This is a genomic window from Pseudomonas sp. TKO26 (assembly GCF_003225665.1).
Classification (GTDB): Bacteria; Pseudomonadota; Gammaproteobacteria; order Pseudomonadales; family Pseudomonadaceae; genus Aquipseudomonas; species Aquipseudomonas saponiphila.
Genome location: NZ_QKLN01000010.1, coordinates 193,384 through 213,442 on the forward strand (window position 1 = coordinate 193,384; position 20,059 = coordinate 213,442).

Annotated in this window: 22 protein-coding genes; 9 read left to right on the top strand and 13 right to left on the bottom strand. The window is 64.3% G+C overall.

The window, feature by feature from the left end:
* Positions 1-27: 27 nt before the first annotated feature.
* Positions 28-474: a DMT family transporter gene (locus DNK59_RS16935; RefSeq protein WP_110723962.1), complete on the bottom strand. Its 447-nt coding sequence runs from the start codon at positions 472-474 to the stop codon at positions 28-30.
* A 2-nt stretch (positions 475-476) separates the two neighbouring features.
* Complete coding sequence (locus DNK59_RS16940) at positions 477-902, bottom strand: DMT family transporter (protein WP_256596435.1); 426 nt, start codon at positions 900-902, stop codon at positions 477-479.
* A gap of 191 nt (positions 903-1,093) precedes the next feature.
* Between DNK59_RS16940 and DNK59_RS16945 the strand changes: the two genes are divergently transcribed.
* Positions 1,094-2,026, top strand: a complete 933-nt coding sequence (locus DNK59_RS16945) for a LysR family transcriptional regulator (RefSeq protein WP_092315918.1) — start codon at positions 1,094-1,096, stop codon at positions 2,024-2,026.
* A 99-nt stretch (positions 2,027-2,125) separates the two neighbouring features.
* Here DNK59_RS16945 and DNK59_RS16950 read toward each other — a convergent pair whose 3' ends face one another.
* Positions 2,126-3,451, bottom strand: coding sequence for an Nramp family divalent metal transporter (locus DNK59_RS16950; RefSeq protein WP_092315920.1), 1,326 nt, complete (start codon positions 3,449-3,451; stop codon positions 2,126-2,128).
* Between the two features lie 157 nt (positions 3,452-3,608).
* On the opposite strand from DNK59_RS16950, the gene DNK59_RS16955 reads away from it, so the two are divergent.
* On the top strand, positions 3,609-4,070 hold the full coding sequence (locus DNK59_RS16955; protein WP_110723964.1) for a thiol-disulfide oxidoreductase DCC family protein: 462 nt from the start codon (positions 3,609-3,611) through the stop codon (positions 4,068-4,070).
* A 21-nt stretch (positions 4,071-4,091) separates the two neighbouring features.
* On the opposite strand, the gene DNK59_RS16960 is transcribed toward DNK59_RS16955, so the two are convergent.
* Genes DNK59_RS16960 through folE form a run of 3 tightly spaced genes read right to left on the bottom strand, consistent with a single transcriptional unit; the run spans position 4,092 to position 5,738 of the window.
* Positions 4,092-4,625, bottom strand: coding sequence for a DUF3833 domain-containing protein (locus tag DNK59_RS16960; RefSeq protein ID WP_110723965.1), 534 nt, complete (start codon positions 4,623-4,625; stop codon positions 4,092-4,094).
* 24 nt (positions 4,626-4,649) lie between these two features.
* On the bottom strand, positions 4,650-5,177 hold the full coding sequence (locus tag DNK59_RS16965) for a chalcone isomerase family protein (RefSeq protein WP_110723966.1): 528 nt from the start codon (positions 5,175-5,177) through the stop codon (positions 4,650-4,652).
* Positions 5,178-5,738, bottom strand: coding sequence for a GTP cyclohydrolase I FolE (gene folE, locus DNK59_RS16970; RefSeq protein WP_016963769.1), 561 nt, complete (start codon positions 5,736-5,738; stop codon positions 5,178-5,180). It lies immediately after the preceding gene.
* Positions 5,739-6,161: 423 nt separating this feature from the next.
* Here folE and DNK59_RS16975 point away from each other — a divergent pair, with 423 nt between their 5' ends.
* From DNK59_RS16975 to DNK59_RS16990, 4 genes are all read left to right on the top strand, one after another.
* A complete protein-coding gene (locus DNK59_RS16975; protein ID WP_110723967.1) occupies positions 6,162-6,944 on the top strand; it encodes a hypothetical protein in 783 nt (260 codons plus the stop codon).
* A gap of 97 nt (positions 6,945-7,041) precedes the next feature.
* Positions 7,042-7,818, top strand: a complete 777-nt coding sequence (locus DNK59_RS16980; protein ID WP_110723968.1) for an AraC family transcriptional regulator — start codon at positions 7,042-7,044, stop codon at positions 7,816-7,818.
* Between the two features lie 99 nt (positions 7,819-7,917).
* Positions 7,918-8,832 carry a DMT family transporter gene (locus tag DNK59_RS16985; RefSeq protein WP_110723969.1) on the top strand — a complete coding sequence of 305 codons (915 nt, stop codon included), beginning with the start codon at positions 7,918-7,920 and terminating at the stop codon, positions 8,830-8,832.
* A gap of 121 nt (positions 8,833-8,953) precedes the next feature.
* On the top strand, positions 8,954-9,532 hold the full coding sequence (locus tag DNK59_RS16990; RefSeq protein WP_110723970.1) for a hypothetical protein: 579 nt from the start codon (positions 8,954-8,956) through the stop codon (positions 9,530-9,532).
* A gap of 13 nt (positions 9,533-9,545) precedes the next feature.
* Here DNK59_RS16990 and DNK59_RS16995 read toward each other — a convergent pair whose 3' ends face one another.
* Positions 9,546-10,262: an alpha/beta hydrolase gene (locus DNK59_RS16995; protein ID WP_110723971.1), complete on the bottom strand. Its 717-nt coding sequence runs from the start codon at positions 10,260-10,262 to the stop codon at positions 9,546-9,548.
* Positions 10,263-10,392: 130 nt separating this feature from the next.
* Here DNK59_RS16995 and DNK59_RS17000 point away from each other — a divergent pair, with 130 nt between their 5' ends.
* A complete protein-coding gene (locus DNK59_RS17000; RefSeq protein WP_146249911.1) occupies positions 10,393-11,202 on the top strand; it encodes a hypothetical protein in 810 nt (269 codons plus the stop codon).
* A gap of 9 nt (positions 11,203-11,211) precedes the next feature.
* Here DNK59_RS17000 and DNK59_RS17005 read toward each other — a convergent pair whose 3' ends face one another.
* From DNK59_RS17005 to DNK59_RS17020, 4 genes are all read right to left on the bottom strand, one after another.
* The gene (locus DNK59_RS17005; protein ID WP_256596431.1) at positions 11,212-11,592 is read right to left on the bottom strand and encodes a hypothetical protein; all 381 of its coding nucleotides are present in this window, start codon (positions 11,590-11,592) and stop codon (positions 11,212-11,214) included.
* Positions 11,593-11,714: 122 nt separating this feature from the next.
* On the bottom strand, positions 11,715-12,827 hold the full coding sequence (locus DNK59_RS17010; protein ID WP_110723974.1) for a succinylglutamate desuccinylase/aspartoacylase family protein: 1,113 nt from the start codon (positions 12,825-12,827) through the stop codon (positions 11,715-11,717).
* A gap of 117 nt (positions 12,828-12,944) precedes the next feature.
* Positions 12,945-13,724, bottom strand: coding sequence for an ABC transporter substrate-binding protein (locus DNK59_RS17015; RefSeq protein ID WP_092315942.1), 780 nt, complete (start codon positions 13,722-13,724; stop codon positions 12,945-12,947).
* 273 nt (positions 13,725-13,997) lie between these two features.
* A complete protein-coding gene (locus tag DNK59_RS17020; RefSeq protein ID WP_110723975.1) occupies positions 13,998-14,432 on the bottom strand; it encodes a rhodanese-like domain-containing protein in 435 nt (144 codons plus the stop codon).
* Between the two features lie 102 nt (positions 14,433-14,534).
* Between DNK59_RS17020 and ftrA the strand changes: the two genes are divergently transcribed.
* Complete coding sequence (gene ftrA / locus DNK59_RS17025; RefSeq protein WP_092315946.1) at positions 14,535-15,503, top strand: transcriptional regulator FtrA; 969 nt, start codon at positions 14,535-14,537, stop codon at positions 15,501-15,503.
* A 60-nt stretch (positions 15,504-15,563) separates the two neighbouring features.
* On the opposite strand, the gene cobF is transcribed toward ftrA, so the two are convergent.
* Together cobF and DNK59_RS17035 are read right to left on the bottom strand one after the other, a co-directional pair.
* Positions 15,564-16,325, bottom strand: coding sequence for a precorrin-6A synthase (deacetylating) (gene cobF, locus DNK59_RS17030; protein ID WP_110723976.1), 762 nt, complete (start codon positions 16,323-16,325; stop codon positions 15,564-15,566).
* Between the two features lie 120 nt (positions 16,326-16,445).
* Positions 16,446-17,018 (bottom strand): histidine phosphatase family protein, encoded by a 573-nt coding sequence (locus DNK59_RS17035; RefSeq protein ID WP_110723977.1) that lies wholly within the window; start codon positions 17,016-17,018, stop codon positions 16,446-16,448.
* Between the two features lie 239 nt (positions 17,019-17,257).
* On the opposite strand from DNK59_RS17035, the gene DNK59_RS17040 reads away from it, so the two are divergent.
* The gene (locus DNK59_RS17040) at positions 17,258-19,213 is read left to right on the top strand and encodes a bifunctional diguanylate cyclase/phosphodiesterase (protein WP_158288755.1); all 1,956 of its coding nucleotides are present in this window, start codon (positions 17,258-17,260) and stop codon (positions 19,211-19,213) included.
* Positions 19,214-20,059: the final 846 nt, after the last annotated feature.

Consider the following 20,059-nt stretch of genomic DNA (forward strand, 5'->3'; position numbering starts at 1 on the left):
TGCGGCTTGCAGCTTATGGCTTATGGCTTATGGCTTATGGCTCCGATACATGAACAGCAGCGCCAGGGCCAGGCACAGCATGGCCAGCAGGCGGCTGGACGACAGCTCGATGGCCGGGTTGCCGAACCAGCCGAAGTTGTCGATCAGCATGCCCATGCCCAACTGCCCGAGAATCACCGCCACGGTGGCCACAGCGGCCCCCACCCGCGGCACCGCGCCGACCATCACCAGCATGTAGACCACGCCGAACAAGGCGCCACAAAGCTGCCATTTCGGCGCCTGAAGCAATGTCATGGCCTGGGGCGGCTGGAAAAACACAATCAGCAACCCGGTGATCAGGGCGCCCACGGCAAAGGTCAGCAGGCTGCTGCGCAGCACCCCGACGCTTGCTCCCAGGCGGCCATTGATCGCCGCCTGCACACTCAGCAGCGCACCGGCGGCCACCACCACGACCAGCAATAGAAACAGATTCATCTTCAACCTCGGGCCATCAGGATCAGGGCCACGACAATCAGTGTCAGGGCCAGCCAGCGTTCTGCATTGACCGGTTTGCGGGCACTGCCGAACCAGCCGTAATGGTCGATCAGCACGCTTTTGCCGACCTGCCCGGAGAGGATCGCGATCATGGTCATGGCGATGCCGATATGGGGCGTGGCCAGGGTCAGCACCACCACGTAGATCGGCCCCAGCACCCCGCCCAGCAACTGCCAGCGCGGTAACTGGCTAAGGGCCGGCCCCGGCTGTGGACCGCTGAACAACAGCAGCAGAGACAACAGCGCTGCACCCACGCCGAAGATGCTCAGGGTGGCCCACAAGTGCCCGACCTGGGCGCCCAGCGGGCCGAGCAAGCCGGCCTCCACCGACAGGCCCATGCCGGCAAGGATCACCAGCGGCAAGAGCATCAGGCGCTGCCAGCCGGCGCGGGATTCAGTGACCGGCGCCAGGTTTGGCAGCGCGGGTTCGACAACATCGGAAGACATGCAACACCTGCCTGAGATCAAGAAACGGCGGGCATTATCGATTGCACGAGCTTTGCGATAAATGCCAGCATACTGACAACTCTTTTGCGCAAAACGCACAGCAGGATTCCTCCATGCAAGGCTTCAACGACCTCGGTTTCAAGGCCCTGCGCCTGTTCATCGCGGTGCTCGATCAGGGCAGCTTCTCGGCCGTGGCGCGCCGCGAGGGGCTGGCGCCCTCGTCCATCTCGCGGCAGATCCAGCTGATGGAACAGGCCCTGGGCCAGCAGTTGCTCTATCGCCACACCCGCGCCGTCAGCCCCACCGAGGCCGGGCGCCTGCTGGGCCACCATGCGCGGCGGGTGCTGGCGCAATGGGAAGAAGCCGAACAGGCGCTGCAGGAACAGCAGGACGAACCCGCCGGGCTGGTGCGAATCAACGCCCCGGTGGTGTTCGGCCAGCGGCACCTGTCGCCCTGGCTTGGCGAACTGCTGGGCCGCTACCCCAAGCTGCAACTGGACATCCAACAGACCGACAACTACATCGATCCCTTGCAGGACGGCACCGACCTGCTGTTTCGCATCGGCACCCTGGAAGACTCCTCGATGCAGGCCCGCCTGCTGGCCCCGCAGCGCTACCGGGTGGCGGCCAGCCCGGCCTACCTGGCGCGGCATGGCACACCGCAACACCCGGAACAGCTGCGAGGGCACCAGTGCCTGGCCTACAAGGGCGAGAGCGGCCAGCAGCGCTGGTTCTTCCGCCAGGGGCGGGAAGACTGGACGCCCTACAGCGTCAAGGGCCCGCTGACCGGCAACCACGCCGACACCCTGACCCAGGCCGCCGAACAGGGCCTGGGGCTGGTGATGTTTCCTTCCTGGCTGATTGGGCAAGCCCTGCACCAGGGCCGCCTGGTGGCGCTGTTCGAAGACTTCGAGGTGGCCACCAGCCTCGAACCGCAACAGATCGCCGCCCTGTGGCCCGGCAGCCGCCGGTTGTCAGTGAAAGTGCGCACCGTGATCGACTTCTTCGTCGAGAAATTCGGCCCCGAGCCCTATTGGGATCGCTAACGCGATCAGCTGCAAGCTGCAAGCTGCAAGCTGCAAGCTGCAAGCTGCAAGCTGCAAGCTCAAAGCATGGCGCGGATGGCTTTAGCTTGCAGCTTGCCGCTAGAAACTTGCCGCTGCTTCGACCAGAAGCCAGGCATTGGCCGCGCTGATGATGGCGAACAGGCTCCAGGCGAGGAGCCGGGTCGGCCAGCGGTTGACGAATTCGCCCATCAGGCGCCGGTCGTTGGTCATGCGGATCAGCGGGTACAGGGCAAACGGCAGTTGCAGGCTGAGCACCACCTGGCTCAGCACCAGCAGTTGGCCCACGGCGCCCTCCCCCAGCAGCCAGACGCCGATGAACGCCGGGATCAACGCCAGGCCGCGGGTGATCAGGCGTCGCTGCCAGCAGGGAATCCGCAGGTTCAGGTAGCCCTCCATGATCACCTGCCCGGCAATGGTCCCGGTGAAGGTCGAGCTCTGCCCCGAGGCCAGCAGCGCCACGCCGAACAGCACGCTGGCCAGGGCCCCGCCCACCAGCGGGTCGAGCAGGTGGTAGGCGTCCTGGATCTCCACCACGTCGCTGTGGCCGGTGTTGTGGAAGGCCGCGGCGGCAAGGATCAGGATCGCCGCATTGACCAGCAACGCCAGGGCCAGGGAGCCGATGGTGTCGATCCGCGCCAGCTTGATGGCGTCGGCGCGGCTGGCCCGGTCCTGGCCGATCAGCCGGGTCTGCACCACCGAGGTGTGCAGGTACAGATTGTGCGGCATCACCGTGGCGCCGAGGATGCCGATGGCCAGATACAAGGGCGCAGCCTCGCTGATGGCCGAAAGCGAGGGCGTGAAGCCCCGCGCCACGTCCGGCCAGTAGGGCTTGATCAGCAGCAGTTCAATGAAGAAACACACGCCGATGGTCGCCACCAGCGCCAGCATGATCGCCTCCAGCCGGCGAAAGCCGCGGTTCTGCAGGGCCAGCACCAGCAAGGTGTCGAACGCGGTGATGACAATCCCGGTGCTCAGGGACACCCCCAGCAACAGGTGGAACGCCAGGGCGCAGCCCAGCACTTCGGCCAGGTCGGTGGCGATGATCGACACCTCGGCCGCCAGCCATTGGACCCGGGCCGAACGGCGGCTGTAACGCTCCCGGCACAGTTGCGCCAGATCGCGGCCCGTGGCGATGCCCAGGCGCGAGCACAGGCATTGCACCGCCATCCCCGCCAGGCTCGCCAGCAGCACCACGAACAGCAGGTTGTAGCCATAGCGCGAACCGGCCTCGATGGCCGTGGCCCAGTTGCCCGGGTCCATGTAGCCAATGGAAATCAGCAGCCCCGGGCCGGCAAAGCGCAGCAGGCGCTTGAACAACGAGGCACGGGGATCGACGGATACGGAACCGGCCACTTCCGGCGGACAAAAGGGCGCTGTAGCGATTTTTGGCAGGCTGAATTTCACGGGGATTTCCACGACGGATTGGAGCAAGGGCCCAGCTTAGAGGTTTCAGCCCGGGCACCCAAGCCTGAATTTTCACCCTGAAGGCGAGTATGCTGCTGCCACTCCAGACCCTTGCGACGCCTGCTGCAGGCATCGATTTCCCGCCCAAGGTGGCCCCGTGAACAGCGCTGCGACACCCCCCGAACCCTACACCCAGCCCCCCTTCCTGCACCCCGGCGACCGGGTCCTGCTGTTCGATGGGGTGTGCAAGCTGTGCAATGCCTCGGTGCAGTTCGTGATCCGCCACGACCGCCAGCGGCGGATCAAGCTGGCGTCGATGCAATCGCCCCAGGGTCAGGCCCTGCTGCAGTGGTTCGGCCAGCCCACCGAGCAGTTCGACAGTGTGCTGCTGATCGAAGACCAGGGTCTGTCGCAACGCTCCGAAGCCTTTATCCGCCTGATGGCGCAACTGCCCGCGCCCTGGCGCTGGCTGCGCCTGCTGCGCTGGGTCCCGCGGCCGCTGCGGGACTGGGCCTATGACCGCATCGCCAGCAATCGCTATCGCTGGTTCGGCCGCCATGAGGTGTGCCTGTTGCCGAGCCCCGAACATCGCGGGCGCTTTCTCGACGACCCATCCTGAAGCCCGGGGCGGCGAGCGCCGTCAGTTGGGCTGGCGGCGGAAAAACAGGCTGACCTGCCCCAACTCAAAACCGAACTTGGTCATGTAGGACCGATTGGCCAGGGTGTTTTCGTCCAACAGGTACATCCAGTCGTCGAAGTGCACCTGGTAGGTCTTGCCGTCCACCGGCAGGTTGAGCACGTAGCGCCAGCGCAAGGCATTGCCGGAGACTTCGCCCAGGGCCTCGCCGACCACATCGTCGGCGGTGCCGCGCCACAGGCCGGGCCCCGCAGGGACCAGGGTCCAGACCCGGGTCTGGCGGGTGCCGTCGCTGTAGGTGAAGTCCTCGTGCATGATGAATTTCTCGCCCTCGCTGTGGCTGTCGATCTGCACGTGGAAGCGCTTGATCACCTCGCCTGAGCGCTTCTGGAACAGCCCCCAGGCCTCGACCCGGCCACTGAAGAACTGCCGCAGTTCCAGCTCGGGTTTCTGCTCACGGTACTGCTTGACGTCGGTGTCGCTGCAGGCGACCAGACCCAGGCCGAGGCACAGCAACAGCAAGTATTTCTTCAACATGGAGCATCTCCTGTGCTGCGCCGGCTATTGGCCCAGCAGTTGTGCGCGCAGCTGCGGATTGCGCGTGCGCGGGTCGAGCCAGATGGCGAAAAACGCTCGGGCGAAAGCTTCGTCCTCGACCCTGTACTGCAAGCGCTGGTCGACAAAGAACTCCACCCCGCGTCCGGGCAGGAACACCCCGGTGATGCGCTGGCCCGGTTCGACATCGACAAAGGCGCGCTGCATCTGCGCCTGCCAGTCCTTGAGTTGCGCCGGGCTCACCGCGGCACCGGACAGGCGCTGGATCTCGTCGAGGCTGGTCTGCACCAGATCGTCGCGGCTGATCGTGCGCCTATAGGTCAGCTCCAGGGCGAAGGGGCTGTCGTCCGCCAGCGGCAACGCCCTGCCCCAGAGCCGCGCGTTGTAGACCTTGAAGCCGAACCAGCTGAACTCGCCACTGCCCAGCAGCCGGGCATCGGGCAGCGACGCCTGCCAGCCGGCGCTGGCGCTGGCACTGAGCAGCACCAGCAGCCACAGCCAGCGGGCCACCCGCCATCGCCGGATGCGCTTCATTCAAGGCTGCCTGCGCAACAGTTGGAGAAACTCCTGGCGAGTGCTGGCGGACTCGCGAAAAGCCCCCAGCATTACCGAGGTGTTCATCAGCGAATTCTGCTTTTCCACCCCGCGCATCATCATGCACATGTGCCGCGCCTCGATGACCACCGCCACCCCGGCCGCCCGGGTCACTTCCTGGATCGCCTCGGCAATCTGCCGCGTGAGGTTCTCCTGGATCTGCAGGCGTCGCGCGTACATGTCAACGATCCGCGCCACCTTGGACAGGCCCAGCACCTTGCCAGTGGGGATGTAAGCCACGTGGGCCTGGCCGATGAAGGGCAGCAGATGGTGTTCGCACAGGGAATACAACTCGATGTTCTGGACCATCACCATCTCGTCGCTGGTGGAGCTGAACAACGCACCGTTGACCAGTTCTTCGAGGCTGGTTTCGTAACCATGACACAGGTAACGCAAGGCCTTTGACGCTCGCTGCGGAGTGTCCCGCAGGCCTTCGCGCGAGGGGTCTTCACCCAGGCCCTGGAGGATGCCGTGAAAGTGCTGAGATAGAGGATCGTGCATGGCGCATGGGTTCCGAAAAGCCGGCGAGGCGGGCAATTCCTTGCACGTGCCGAGGAAAAAAAGAGCACCGAGGTGGCCGACCACACGACTGACCCAGCCCCGGTTCCACCCGGGCCTTACCTCGGAGCCCCAAAAGCGTGGAAAGCAACCACCTACCCCTGAAAGGACTGAGCAGGCACTCGCACATTCCACCCTTGAAAACCTATACGACAATTCTAATTTTGTACAATTTTTATCGATAAAAAACGCCTCAAACGCCTAAATACTTGTACAAAACCGCATTTAATCGATTCAAAACCTTTTCGCTGTACAAGAAAAAAGCGCCACCTTCCTCCGCTACCGGCCGCTTCCCTGTCAGCAGATACGCGCCAAAAGCCGCGCTGGATGCTAGCGTGGTGCACCGTTCATCCACCGAGTGCACGCATGCTGCTGTTAAAACTGCTGACGGTTCCCGGATTCCTCTGGTTGATCTCCCTGGCGAGCAGGCGCTGGGGACCGAATGTCGCCGGCTGGCTGGCGGGGTTTCCGGTGGTGGTGGGACCGATCCTGCTGTTTCTGGCCCTGGAGCAAGGCAGCGCTTTCGCCACCCATGCGGCGGGGGCGGCCCTCTCGGCATTGCTGGCGATGATCGCCTTCAGCGTCGCCTACACCCACGCCGCGCAGCGCCTGGCCTGGCCCGGGGCCCTGGCCGTGGCCACACTGGTCTGGGCCGTGCTGGCCACAGCCATAACCCAGGTGCCGGCCTCGCTGGGCTTGTCCGTGGCCTGTGCTGCCAGCGCCCTGCTCCTGGCGCCGCGGCTGTTTCCCCTGGTCGGCGAGCTGCCCGCCGCCCCCGCGCCGCGCTCCGACAAACTGCCCTACCGCATGCTCGCCGGGGCCTTGCTGACCCTGGCGGTGACCCTGCTGGCCAGCACCGTTGGCGAACGCTGGAGCGGCATGCTCGCGGTGTTTCCGGTGCTCGGCAGCGTGCTGGCGGTGTTCTCCCACCAGAGCCACGGCGTGGCCTTCACCACCGTGCTGCTGCGCTCCCTGACCACCGGCCTGTATTCCTTTGCGGCGTTCTGCCTGGTACTGGCCCTGGCCCTGCCCACGGTGGGAATGCTCGCCTTTGCATTGGCAGTGGCGGTGTCGATGCTGGTGCTGGGTTTGAGCAAGCGCCTGTTGGTGCGAAACACCCTCGGCACCGCCGCTGGGCGACGTCCTTGAAGCGCAAATAAACCGGCACTAGGCCTCGGCATCCAGAGGCTGGCGCCGAGCTCGGACACTCATGCATCATGCGTCGTCAGTCTTGTGGAAGCGTGCGATGAGCCACATAGCAACCCCAACCACTTCATTGGCCTTGCGATCCTACTCAGCCCAGATTGAGCTGCATGCGCACGACTATCACCAGATCGTGCTGCCGCAATCAGGCGCCATGGAGATAGAGGTCGATGGCCGTGGCGGCAGAGTCGACTGGAGCCAGGGCGTGATCATCCCGGCAGGTTGCCCTCATGCCTTTTCCGCCAGTACCGCCAACACTTTCCTGGTTCTTGATGTCGCGCTTTCATCGCCCCGTGCCCAAACGTTCGAAGCTGAAACCATCAAGAGACTCAACGAAAAAAGCTTTTTTCCGGTAAGGCCGCAGATTCGCCACCTGCTTGAATACGCAACACGCAGCGTTCCGTTGCTGACCAGCTCGCCTGAGGTGGCTCAATCCTTCAGTACCTTGCTGATGTCGACCCTGGTCCAGCCCCACAGCCACTCCCCTGATCACGGGCAATTGACCCTGGCCCGGGCCCTGACCCATATCGAAAACAACCTGGGCACCGCTCTGACCGCCTCTGAAATCGCCCGAATGTCAGGCACCAGCGAACGACGCTTGTACCGACTCTTCGAGCAGCACCTGAAAACCACGCCTTTTGCCCATGTCACTCGTCTGCGCCTGGACCTGGCCATGGACCTGCTGCGCGACACTCGACTGTCGATCACGGAAATTGCCCATCGAGCGGGTTACGCCGACCAGAGCGCCTTGAATCATGCGCTGAAAAAAAACCGCAACCTGACACCCGCATCGGCCCGAAGATCCTGCGCAACCGACTGAAACGTGCAGCCTGGAACAAGCAATAGGCAGCCCACGCCAATACCCGAGCGAGCGGATTTTCTATCATGCCCGCCTCGCAACGCTCATCGGGCGGCACTCATGACCCAAGCAACGACGTCCAGCAAAACGCTCTCGGCCACAAGGTCCACCGCCTCGGCAACCGCCATTGGGGTGATTGCCGTGTTCCTGTGGTCCTGCCTGGCCTTGCTCACCACCCTGACCTCGGGCATCCCGCCTTTCGAGTTGCTGGCTTTGAGCTTTGCCGTAGCCTTTGTCGCCAGCCTGCTCATTCTCGGGCTGCGAGGTGCTGCGGGTTTTCAAGGCTGGCGTCAGCCATGGAAGGTGTGGGCCACAGGCTTTCTGGGAATCTTTGGCTATCACGCACTGTATTTCTTCGCCCTCAAGGCCGCGCCCGCGGCCGAAGCCAGCCTGATCGCCTACCTCTGGCCGCTGCTGATCGTCTTGCTGGCCGCTGTCACGGGTGGCCAGCGACTGCGCCCGCGACAACTGCTGGGAGCGCTCCTGGGGCTTGCCGGCACGGCGTTCATCATGCAGCAACGCTCGCAGTCAGGCATGGCCAGCATGCCGGTCGCCGGCTATACGGCCGCCTTGCTCTGTGCCTTGGTCTGGTCCGGCTACTCGGTGATCAATCGACGCTTGAGCAAGGTTCCCAGCAGCAGCATCGGGGCAATCTGCGGCCTGGTAGCGATAGCTGGAGCGCTTTGTCACCTGGCGTTCGAAACCACGGTCCAGCCTGACTACGGGCAATGGCTGGCGATCATCGGCCTCGGTCTGGGCCCGGTTGGCCTGGCGTTCTTTGCATGGGATCACGCGACCAAGCACGGCAACCTGGCAAGTCTCGGCGCTCTGTCCTATCTCGCCCCGCTGTTTTCCACCCTGTTGCTGATCGTCGCCGGTCAGACCAACGCCAAGCCGATCCTGCTGCTACCCGCGCTCCTCATCATCGCCGGGGCCGTGATTGCCACCTCGGGCCGGCGCACCGGTAGCGCCTGATGCGCAACACCAGAAGCGGCTATCCGAAGCGCCACGACCAATGCGCCAAAAAACGTTCTGGAGCCGGCCGTAACGGGCATGGGATGATGCGCACCCTTGATCCCATGCCTGGAGATTGCGCATGTCATCCTTCGCTAGAAAAGCCCTGGTCCTGGTGTTCGCTGCGGTAGCGGGCTTTGGTGCGCTGAACGCGCTCGCTGCCGGCAAGTCCACGGCCAAGCAGGCGACCGGGGAAAAAGTCTCGATGCTTGGCGGCAAGCTGACCTTCACCCTGCCCAAGGGCTTCACTGCCTCGGCCCTGCCGGCCGGCAGCGAGGCCGACGGCACCGCGGGCGCCAGCGGCACCCTGTATTCCAACGCCACCACCCGCACCGTGGTGATTGCCGCGCAGAACAGCATTCCCAATGCGGCCCAGGTCAAGGACAACGACAGCGTGTTTCTCGACGCCGCGGTCAGCGGCTTTCTCTCGCAACAGGCCGCCGCCCTGCCGGACTTCAGCAAACAGAGTGAAAAGAGCATGACCCTCAAGGGCCTGGGTGTGCGGCAGATCGACAGCACCGCGACCCAGGGCGGCGGCCAGACCCTGAACTCGACCCTGATCGCCGGTTCCGGCTCGCGCATGGCGGTGGTCCAGGTGATTTCCCGGGCCGCCGACAAGGCCGGCCATGCCGCACTGATGAAGCACATTCTCGGTCAGTAAAGCCCGCTTCGGCTCAGGGGTTGAGCCCCTGCAGCCAAGCCTTGAGGTCTTCGATCTCGGCCTCGCTGATGCTGTGCCCCAACCCCGGGTAGGCATGGAACTGCGGTTGCAGCGAGGCCCTGCGCAGCAAGCTATTAGCCTCCAGCGCATCGCTGTAGGGCAGGCGCCGATCTTCGGTGCCGTGGCCGATGAAGATGCCCAGGCGCTGCAGTTCCGGGCTGTTTTTCACCTGTGCCGCCAGCAGCGGCAAGATCTTCCCGCTCAAGGCGGCAATGCCGCGCACCGACTGCGGATGGCGCAGCCCCACCTCATAGGCCATGGCCGCGCCCTGGCTGAAGCCCACCAGCACCACCTTGTCCGGCTGGGTGTGGTACTTGGCCAGCGCGGCGCGGACAAACTGCTCGATCAGCTCGGCGCTGCTGGCCAGTTCTTCGGTCACACCGTCATAGGCCCCCTGCCCCTTGCGCTGGAACCACTGATAACTGCCCTCTTCCAGGGTCTGCGGCGCCCGGGCCGAAAGGTAGGTGTAGGTCGCCGGCAGGCGCTCATGCAGGCCGAACAGGTCGGCCTCGTTGCTGCCGTAGCCATGCAGGAAGATCACCAGCGGCTGGTTGCGGCTCTCGGTCGGAGCCTGTTCCAGGTACTTGAGCGGCAGGTCGTCATGCACGGCGCTGGCAGCCTGTACCCAAGGCGCGACCAACAGAGCCAGAAGCGCCAGGTAGCGGATCATGTGTTGCTCCTTGAAGGGAAAAAAGGTCGCCAGAGCCTAGCATCGCCGGGCCTGAAGCATCACCGCCGCAGCAGTAGCAGACTGCCTTTATGCGACGTATCCTGCGCCGCCATTCAAGGAGGAAGTGTCATTGAAACCGCGTCTTTTACTACCCCTGCTGCTCAGCCTTGGCCTGTGGACGCCGGCGCAGGCAATGCCCAACGCCGAGAACGAGGCTGTCTTGCAGAAGGCCATGGACATAGCCGAAGACAATCAGCAACGGCTCGAGCAATTGCTGGAGCAAGAGCAGGAGCAGCAACTCCAGAAACCAGCGCTGGCCCAGGCGATGCAGCAAATCGCGCAGAACGCGCAGGTCTACGAAAGTCAGTTGCACAAGGCCAGCGACGCCGGTCATGGAGTCGCCAGCTACCTGCTGGCGAATCTGGAAGAAAACCGCAAGACCTTGTCTGGCCACGACTATCAGGCACAACACAACAAGGCCTGCGCGCTGTACCAAAGCGCCGCCGATCAGGGCTTGCTGGCGGCCGCAGTAATACTGTTGCGCGACTGCGAAACCGCGTACCAGCGTTTCAAGCTCAATGACCCCGAACTGCTGCGGCTGCGGGCACAACTGCTCAAGGCTCTGGAGCAAGCGGATTCCTATGCGAAGCACTACCCTTTGCCGGCCATCAACTCCTTCTGCTTCAAGCCTGCGCACATACCGGAGATCAAACAGGGGCAACCGCTGGCCACGCTGAAGAGCCTCTACGCCCCAGTGCTGCTGAACCTGGAGCAGTTTCGCGCCGACGGCTACTACCTGCTGGCGCTCAAGAGCAGTCTTGACGGCTCCACGGCCCCGGACTATTTCCACAAGGTCCGGGCCCTGACCGCGGATTGCCTGGACCCTATGAGCCTGGAACGCATGATCGACGCAGCGGAACAAAAAGCGCCCGGACTCTAGCGTCAGAGCTCACCCCCTGACCGGCAACCCGCGCCAGGCCAGGGGCAAAAACGCGACCACTGCCAGCAAAAAAACCACCTGAGACAGGTAGAAGGTTTCCAGCCACTGGCCGTGGGCCGCCACATAAAAGCTGTTGTGCACGACATCCAGCACGATGATCGCCAGGGTCAGCAGCAACCCCCAGCGCGGGCGCAGCCACAGCAGCAACGCCGCCAGCGGATCGAAAAAGCTCAGGGAACCCCAGAAGGCCCGGCTGGCCAGGGGCGTGTCGACGCCGTAGTCATAGTCCCAGAGCAACCCGTGGTCCACCGCGGCGCGCAGGTGATTGAAGGTGGTCGCCAACAGGCACAGGGTAAACAGCAGGCGGATAGACAGGGACACTCGGAACACGGACACCTCTGTTGTAGGAGCCGGCTTGCCGGCGAAAGGCGCGCTGGCGGATCGAGGGCAAACACACCTGGGCTTCCCATGGCCAGCCCCCATCCACCCTGGTGCGCCCCTGTCGTCGCGCTTCAGTCGTTGATCAGCTTGCCGGCGCGAATCGCCTCGCGGCCGGCCACCTTGGCCAGCCAGATACCCGGCTGGGTGTAGCGCCCGCGGTCCAGGGCAAAGAGCACGCCACTGGTGCCGGCGCGCACGGTACTGACGCTGTCGTTGAGCGGGTCGACCACTTCGAACAGGGCATCGCCGCGCTCCACCCACTCGCCGGCCTCGCGCAGGAAACTGACCACGCCGTGGTGCGGGGCAAACAGGTATTCGGTGCCTTCGAAGGGCATGCCCTCGCAGCACTGATCCGGCGCGGCAGGCCAGTCGCCTCTGATCAGTCCCTGTTCGGCGAGAAAGCCGAGGATGGCCTCGCAGTTGGCCCGGGCCTGCTCGACCCGGGTGTCGCCCATGCTGCCCAGCTCCAGGGTGGTGGCCAGGTTGGCCGGGGGAATCGCCGCCCGGGGAAAATCCTGGGCCAGGCGCAGCCAGGGCGCGGAACAGGACTCGTCGAAGGAGCTGCCGCCGGAATCTTCACAGAGCAGCGCCACCCCAGCCTTGAGCCGCGCCGCCAGGGACTGCCACTGCGGCCAGTGCTGGGGCAAGGCGTAGAGATGGATCGCCGCTTCGAAATCGCAGTGCAGATCCAGGGTGATATCGGCGTCGCAGGCATGGCGCAGCAGCAAGCGGTGCAAGGCCTGCAGTTGCGAGGCCGGCGGCGGCAGTTCATCCAGCACCTGGACCATGGCGCGGCGGATCAAGGTGATATTGGCGGCGGCATCGGTGCCCAGCTGCTTGCCGATCAGGTCGCCCACCGGGCCGCTGAGTTCGACGAAGGCACGGTTGAAGTTCTTACCGCTGCCCAGCTCGAAACGTCCCAGGTGGCTGCCCTGCACCTGCTGGTCCAGGCCGATGGGGTTGGCCACCGGCACCAGCTCGATCAGCCCTTGCAGACGGCCCTGCTGCTCCAGCTCGACCAGACGCTGCTTGAGCTCCCAGGCGGTGCGCATGCCCGGCAATTCATCGGCATGCAGGCTGGCCTGGATGTACACCTTGCGTGGGCCACTGCCGAAGCGGAACACACTGAGCTGGCGCTGGGTGCCCAGGTGGCCCCAGGGCAGGGAATGGTCGATGCGTTGCATGCTGGCTCCGGGGTTGAAGAAAAAAGCGCGGTGCAGAATAAAACAGTGGCGCAGAAAAAAGGTGGCGACCGAGTTGCGGCCGCCACCTTTTTTTACCTCCTGTATCGAGCCGACGGCTTACTCGCCGTAGACGTCGAAATCGAAGTACTTGTCCTGCACTTGCTTGTACTTGCCGTTGGCGCGGATCTCGCCGATGGCGCTGTTGAATTTGTCCGCCAGCTCCTTGTCACCCTTGCGCACGGCAATGCCGGCACCGCCACCGAAGTACTTCGGATCGTTGTACTCGGGGCCGACGAAGGCGAAGCCCTTGCCGGCATCGGTTTTCAGGAAGCCGTCGTTGAGGTTGACCGAGTCGGCCAACAGTGCGTCGATGCGGCCGGAGACCATGTCCAGGTTGGCTTCCTGCTGGGAGCCGTAGCGCACCAGGTCGATACCCGCCGGCACCAGCACTTCGGTGGCGAAGCGGTCGTGGGTACTGGCGCGCAGCACGCCGACCTTCTTGCCCTTGAGCTCGGTCAGCGGGTCCTTGATGGCGGTGCCGGCCTTCATCACGAAGCGCGCCGGGGTGTGGTAGTACTTGATGGTGAAATCGACGTTCTTCTTGCGGTCGTCGGTGATGGTCATGGACGACAGGATGGCGTCGATCTTCTTCACCTTCAGCGCCGGGATCAGGCCGTCGAACTCCTGCTCGACCCAGGTGCATTTGACTTTCATCTGCTCGCACAGGGCATCGCCCAGGTCGACATCGAAACCGGTGAGCTTGCCGTCGGGGGTCTTCATCGAGAACGGCGGGTAGCCGGCTTCGATACCGATACGGATCGGCTTGGCCTCGTCGGCCGAAGCGGTGAAGGAAAACAGCGACAGTGCCAGGGCACCAAACAGCGCAAACTTGTTCATTTATAACTCCAGGAGACGGAGACTTTTATTGGCTGGTTTCGATTAAGGGCAAATCGAAGTGGCCAGCAGTCTAGAGCGGCTCTGAAGCGGCAAATTGTGTTTATGCGACAAATACTTACAAAAAACCTGCGACTGTATCCCCGCACCTCTCCCCACGCCCCGGCTTGGTGCATGTGTGCCTGAAAAACCCGACGTTCGCCTCAAAACGGCCCATGTTTACCGACACATCCCCCCTGGCGACAGCCTGAGGCCGCCGCCAGCGGGGGGCGCCCTTCAGCAGGCGCAGGACAGATCCGCCCCCTCGCGGCACGGCTGCCCGCTGCTGAGCGGGAAGCCCTCAGCCAGCCAGCCGGTGATGCCGCCGATCATTTCCTTGACCGGGTATTCCAGGGCCGCCAGCTTGACCGCCGCCTTGTTCGCGCCATTGCAATGCGGGCCGGCGCAATACACCACGAACAGGGTGTCGCGGGCATAACCGGCCAGGTGTTCGGCGGTGAGCATGGGCCCAGGCATGTTGATCGCCCCGGGCACATGGCCACGGGCAAAGGCCTCGGGGCCACGCACATCCACCAGGACAAAATCCACCTCGCCAGCCTCCTGGCTGCGGTAGACGTCGGAACAGTCGGTTTCAAAGGTCAGGCGGTTGCAAAAATGCATCAGGGCAATGGCCGAAGGAGCGGCGGCAGTGCTACGGACCAGGCTGGTCATGGGCGTCTCCAGAAACTCGCGATTAAGGTGGGAGGACTTTATAGGCCCTGCCCCGCCGCGCTAAAGTGGCGCCCCGGACATCGACTGGTAACTTTCCGCCAAATGCACAATTCCCCCGGCCTGGTCGCGATCCTGGCTTACGACGGCCTTTGCACCTTCGAATTCGGCATTGCCGTGGAAATCTTCGGCCTGGCCAGGCCGGAGTTCGATTTTCCCTGGTATGAGCACTGCATCGTCGCCGTGGACCCGGGGCCGATGCGCGCTGCGGGCGGTATCCGGATACTGGCCGATGGCGGCCTGGAACTGCTGGAGCAGGCCCGGACCATCATCATTCCCGGCTGGCGCAACCGCGATCAGGCACCGCCGCCCAGGCTGCTGGAAGCCCTGCGCCGGGCCTACCATCGCGGCGCGCGGCTGCTGTCGATCTGCTCGGGGGTCTTCGCCCTGGCGGCCAGCGGCCTGCTCAACGGCCTGGGCGCCACCACCCACTGGCGCTACACCCAAGAGCTGGCCGAGCGCTTCCCGGACATCTCGGTGGATCCGGATGTGCTCTACGTCGATTCCGGGCAGTTGATCACCTCCGCTGGCAGCGCCGCCGGCATCGATGCCTGCCTGCACCTGGTGGCCCGGGACTTCGGCACCCAGGTGGCCAACAGCGTGGCCCGGCGCCTGGTGATGTCGCCCCAGCGTACCGGCGGTCAGGCCCAGTTCATTCCCGCGCCCGTCAGCCGCACCCCGCGCAGCGATCTGTCGCGGGTCATGCAATGGGCTCGGGAGCGCCTGCATGAGCCGCTGGCGGTGAGCGACCTGGCGGCCCGGGCCCTGATGAGCGAGCGAACCTTCCTGCGGCGTTTCAGCGACGCCACCGGCGCCTCGCCCAAGGCCTGGTTGCAGCATGAGCGAATGGCCCGGGCCCGGGAGCTGCTGGAAAGCGGCAGCGAAACCACAGAAAGCATCGCCCTGCGTTGCGGTTATCGTTCGGTGGAAAGTTTTCGCGTGGCCTTTCGTGGCCTGGTGGGCCTGCCGCCTTCGGCCTACCGCGAGCGCTTCGGCCGAAAACCCCTTGCGTAGGAGCCGGCTTGCCGGCGAACGACACGCCACTCATTCAGTGGCGTCCATTGCGAGCAGAGCCTAAGCCTGCGGCTTGCGCAGCAGGTAGGTGTCCATGATCCAGCCATGAGTCTGCCGCGCTTGGCGACGCACCTGCTGGATCTGCTCGGCGACCTCGTCAAGCCGCCCGGAAATGAGGATCTCGTCCGCGGTGCCCAGGTAGGCGCCCCAATAGATGTCCAGGTCCTGGTTGCGCAGCTGGCGATAGGAATCCTCGGCATCGAGCATCACCACCAGGCTGTCGGCATCGCTGGCCTGCCCCGCCGCCAGGCGCCGGCCGGTGGTGATTTCCACGGAGCGGCCGATGCGGTTCAGCGGCACTTTGTGCCGGGCGGCCAGGGCCTGGACGCTGGTGATGCCGGGGATCACCTGATAGTCGAACTGCGCCGCGCCGCTGGCGAGGATCTGCTCCAGGATGCGCAAGGTGCTGTCGTACAGCGCCGGATCGCCCCAGGTCAGGAAGGCGCCGGTTTCCCCATCGGCCAGTTCCTCGTTGATCAGGCGCTCGAAGACCTGCTGCTTGTCGCGGTTCAGCGCCTGCACGCTGGCCTGGTAGTCGACATCGCCACGTTCGCGCTCGGTGTTCTGTGCCTCGACGAAACGAAAGGGCCGCTCGGTGATGTAGCGTTCGCACAGTTCGCGGCGCAGATCGATCAGCGAATCCTTGCTCGGACCCTTGTCCATGAGAAACACCACATCGCAGCTGTTCAGCGCCTTGATCGCCTGAATCGTGATGTAGTCGGGGTTGCCGGCGCCGATGCCGATGACCTGTAGGGTTTTCATGGGTCTTGCTCTCGCTGTTTTGCCTGCCCGCCAGTATGCGGGGCTTTGGCCCGATGAGAATTCTTTCTCCAAGGCACTGCAGTGGCCGGCACGGCAGCCGCAACCGGCGAGCGTCGCGCGTTAACCGGGGGCCGGCGATTCAAGCAGGCGCAGGCGCCAGCGGCCGGCGTGGCTAAGGTCGAGCCGGGCCAGGGGCTCGATATCCAGCAGGTTGAAGCTCGCCAGGGGCGCCTGCAACACCTGCAGCAACGCCGCACGCATGACAAAGGGATGGGTCACCGCCAGCCAGTGCCCGGGGCGCGCGACCATGTCTTGCAGCCACTGCGCCACACGCTGGCACAACTGGGCCACCGATTCACCCTGCGGCGGCGCCAGGTACGGGTCCGCGAGCCAGGCCTGCAGCGCCTGGGGCTCGCGCGCCTGCAACTGCTTGATCGACAGCCCCTGCCAGAGGCCCAAGCCGCAGTCGCGCAAGGCTTCCTGCACTTGCGGCTCGGCGCTGAACAGGGCGGCGGTCTGGCGAGTGCGCAACTCCGGACCGCAAAGCACCCGCAGCCCGGGCTTGAGGGCCGTCGCCCGGCTCAGGGCCTGGGCCTGCCAGTCCATTTCCAGGGCTTCGTCCAGGGGCAGCCGCGCCTGTTTCTGGGCGGCGGTACGGGCATGGCAGATCAGGGTCAGGCGGGTGGCCGGCAATGGGGCGATCTCGACAAGGGGCAATCAGGGCTGAGGCGGTTTTTTAGCACGAGCGCAGAGAGCATTCCCAGCAGGGAAAACCAGACAACTCTCGAAAAAATTCAAGAATAAACCCATCAAGAAACAGAAATGCCTTATAGGCCACCCCCGCAGCGGACTTTTATCCTCCTCCACCCCCTTCCCAATCTCGCCCCCCATCAGGCGGTTCGACAACCATGCACAGCGGTATGTGGGAGCCCATGTCTCTCAACCTTGCGGTCAACACATCGGCGTTGCCGATCATCCTGCTGCAATACGTGGCCATGGTCGGGGTCTTCAGCACCCTGCTGATGCTGCGCGAGGACGCCCAGCGCCTAATCAAGTCGAAAAAGGTCCTGCTGGGGCTGATTCTCGGAACCAGCAACGTCACCCTGATCGCCCTGGCCTCGCAGTTCATGCAGACGCCGGTGAAGGTGTTCCCGAGCAACGACATGCTGTTTCTCGCCGGTTTGCTGGGTGGCTGGTGGGGCGGCCTGGCCTGCCTGGCGCTGGTGGCGCTGGCGCGTTTCTGGTTCGCCAGCAGCGAGCTGTTCGCCGAAGCCCTGTTCAGTTTCAGCCTGATGACCCTGGGCGGCGTGCTGCTGCACCGCTGGTTCGAATCGCGCCGCCTGTGGTCCCTGCAGTTCAAGGAAATGACCCTGGTGCTGCTGGTACGGGTCGGCGCCGCCATTGCCCCGGTGCCACTGGTCTACTGGATGGGCAGCATCGACTGGACCATCGCCGCACAGTTGCTGTCGTTGCGCTTCAGTTCGACCCTGTTCTCGCTGCCGCTGATCATCCTGATTCTCGCCATGCTGCGCCGCGAGGCAGGCTACCAGCAGGCCCAGCAGCGCCTGCTGCAACAGGCGCTGACCGACCCGACCACGCAACTGCCCAATCGCCGGGCCTTGAGCATCTATCTGGAGCAACTGCTGCAACAGGGGGCGAAGATGCTCGGGCGGCACACGCTGGTCGTGGTCAAAGTCGGCAACCTCAAGGACCTGGTGGCCATTCACGGCCACGACTGGACCGATCAGTTGCTGGTCTGCCTGGCGCAGGAATTCCAGGACGGCGCCGCCCGGCACGTCCTGCTGAGCGCCACCGAACCCAGGCCATTCATGTTCTCGGACCTGAGCCTGGCACTGGCCCTGCCCAATTGCAGTATCCGTCAGGTCGAGGAGTCGGCCCTGCTGGCCACCCTGAGGACGACCCTGCAGGCCCGCTTGCCCAGCGACAGCGGCCTGCCTCCCACGCTGCAGTTCTGCGTGATCGACGCCTGCGCCGGCGGCAGCGCCAACATCACCTTGCGCAACATCAGCCTGGCCTTGCAGGACAGCCGCCAACCCGTGCGCTACCTGCATCAGTCGCTGATCGAACAGGCCCAGAGCAACGAACGCATCCGCCAGCAGTTGCTGGCATGGGTCCGCAGCAACGACCCGCCGCTGCACTACCAGCCCAAGTTCTGCCTGAGCCGGGGCACGGTGATCGGCGCCGAAGCGTTGCTGCGGGCCCGGGACGAACAGGGCGCGGCCATTTCTCCGCTGCTGATTCTCGAGGTCATCCGCCACCACGACCTGCAGCACGCCTTCGAATGGTCGACCATCGAAGCGGTGATTCGTGACGCCCAGCGCTACATCGACGCCGGCTTGTCGGGGCCCCTGGCGGTGAACGTCTCGGCCTCGACCCTGAGCGATGCCAACTTTGCCGTGCTGCTGATACGGCGCCTCAAGGAGAGCGGCCTGCCCGGCCACCGCCTGACCCTGGAACTGACCGAAAACACCCTGCTGCAGGACACCCGCCAAGTGGCCCACAACATGCTCCTGCTCAAGGATCACGGCGTGACCCTGTCCCTGGACGACTTCGGCACCGGCTATTCGGCGCTGAGCATTCTGGCCAAATACCCCTTTGCGGAAGTGAAGATCGACCACTCGATGATTTCGCTGCTGCACTACGAACGGATGCGCACCGCCGTCTCCATCGCCCAGGAAAGCGCCCGCCTGTACCAGGCGACGCTGACCGCCGAAGGGGTCGAGACTCAGGAGCAGATCGATATTCTGCGCAGCATTGGCATTGGCTGTGCCCAGGGGTACTTTTTTTCGCCGGCGGTGCCTCTGGAGCAATTGATTGAATTGGGGGTTGGTTGTGAGGGCTTGCGGAGCGAAAGGCGGGGGGATTGAACGAGCTTTTCGGCTTTTTTTGGGGGGGACATATCCGTTGCTGCGGTCACGGCCACTTAGGGTTTCGCTCTTACAGCGAGTCACTTTGAAGAGCCCAAAGTAACCAAAGGCTCCTGCCCCTCCACTCGGTGCCTCGCATAGCGAGGCATGCCCGAACTCCGGCATTGATCCGTGGGCCGCCGCAATGGGCCATCCATGGCCCAGTGCGGCTAACCCGGCGTCCTGCCGGGTTACCCACGGCTCAATGCCTGCGTTCGGCCATCGTGTCTAAAGGGGCAGGAAGATCAAAGGCCAGATCAAGATCAAAATCTGACGGCGGCCTACCGGCCGACCTGTTTCATTGCCGTTCGCGTTACATGTAGCCGCTGCCGCAGGCTGCGAACGCTCTGGGCGGCATTCCGTCGCAGGAGACGCTAAACCTGCCTCCCCGATATTCCTGACATATCGCGCCGCCTGGTTTTGCGAGCGCGAGCGCTCGTTCGCAGCCTTCGGCAGCGGCTACAAGGAGACGGCCTGCGCACCTTGGCTTTGGCTTTTGATCTTGATCTTGATCTTCAGGCCCCTTCCCAGCAGGCCGAGCGTAGGCGTTGCGCAGGGGGCAGCTCGGCATGGATGCCGAGCTAGCCGCCACCCGGCCATGGATGGCCGGTTGGCGGCGGGCCCCCGGAGCAATGCCGGAGCTCGGGCACCCCGAGCCCCAGCGAGGGGCCGTATGGAGGGGCAAGCCCTTTTGGTTCCTTTTCGCTGGGCCGGCACTCCGGCGTTTGACAAAAGGGACTCACCGTAAGGGCGAAACCATAAGCAGCCGTTACCGCAGCAACGGATATGTACCCCGCCCCCCAACCC

Coding starts and splice junctions, on each gene's coding strand:
- DNK59_RS16935 (WP_110723962.1), bottom strand. CDS start 474: ATGAATCTGTTTCTATTGCTGGTCGTGGTGGTGGCCGCCGGTGCGCTG.
- DNK59_RS16940 (WP_256596435.1), bottom strand. CDS start 902: ATGCTCTTGCCGCTGGTGATCCTTGCCGGCATGGGCCTGTCGGTGGAG.
- DNK59_RS16945 (WP_092315918.1), top strand. CDS start 1,094: ATGCAAGGCTTCAACGACCTCGGTTTCAAGGCCCTGCGCCTGTTCATC.
- DNK59_RS16960 (WP_110723965.1), bottom strand. CDS start 4,625: ATGTTGAAGAAATACTTGCTGTTGCTGTGCCTCGGCCTGGGTCTGGTC.
- DNK59_RS16965 (WP_110723966.1), bottom strand. CDS start 5,177: ATGAAGCGCATCCGGCGATGGCGGGTGGCCCGCTGGCTGTGGCTGCTG.
- folE (WP_016963769.1), bottom strand. CDS start 5,738: ATGCACGATCCTCTATCTCAGCACTTTCACGGCATCCTCCAGGGCCTG.
- DNK59_RS16975 (WP_110723967.1), top strand. CDS start 6,162: ATGCTGCTGTTAAAACTGCTGACGGTTCCCGGATTCCTCTGGTTGATC.
- DNK59_RS16980 (WP_110723968.1), top strand. CDS start 7,042: ATGAGCCACATAGCAACCCCAACCACTTCATTGGCCTTGCGATCCTAC.
- DNK59_RS16985 (WP_110723969.1), top strand. CDS start 7,918: ATGACCCAAGCAACGACGTCCAGCAAAACGCTCTCGGCCACAAGGTCC.
- DNK59_RS16990 (WP_110723970.1), top strand. CDS start 8,954: ATGTCATCCTTCGCTAGAAAAGCCCTGGTCCTGGTGTTCGCTGCGGTA.
- DNK59_RS16995 (WP_110723971.1), bottom strand. CDS start 10,262: ATGATCCGCTACCTGGCGCTTCTGGCTCTGTTGGTCGCGCCTTGGGTA.
- DNK59_RS17010 (WP_110723974.1), bottom strand. CDS start 12,827: ATGCAACGCATCGACCATTCCCTGCCCTGGGGCCACCTGGGCACCCAG.
- DNK59_RS17015 (WP_092315942.1), bottom strand. CDS start 13,724: ATGAACAAGTTTGCGCTGTTTGGTGCCCTGGCACTGTCGCTGTTTTCC.
- DNK59_RS17020 (WP_110723975.1), bottom strand. CDS start 14,432: ATGACCAGCCTGGTCCGTAGCACTGCCGCCGCTCCTTCGGCCATTGCC.
- ftrA (WP_092315946.1), top strand. CDS start 14,535: ATGCACAATTCCCCCGGCCTGGTCGCGATCCTGGCTTACGACGGCCTT.
- cobF (WP_110723976.1), bottom strand. CDS start 16,325: ATGAAAACCCTACAGGTCATCGGCATCGGCGCCGGCAACCCCGACTAC.
- DNK59_RS17040 (WP_158288755.1), top strand. CDS start 17,258: ATGTCTCTCAACCTTGCGGTCAACACATCGGCGTTGCCGATCATCCTG.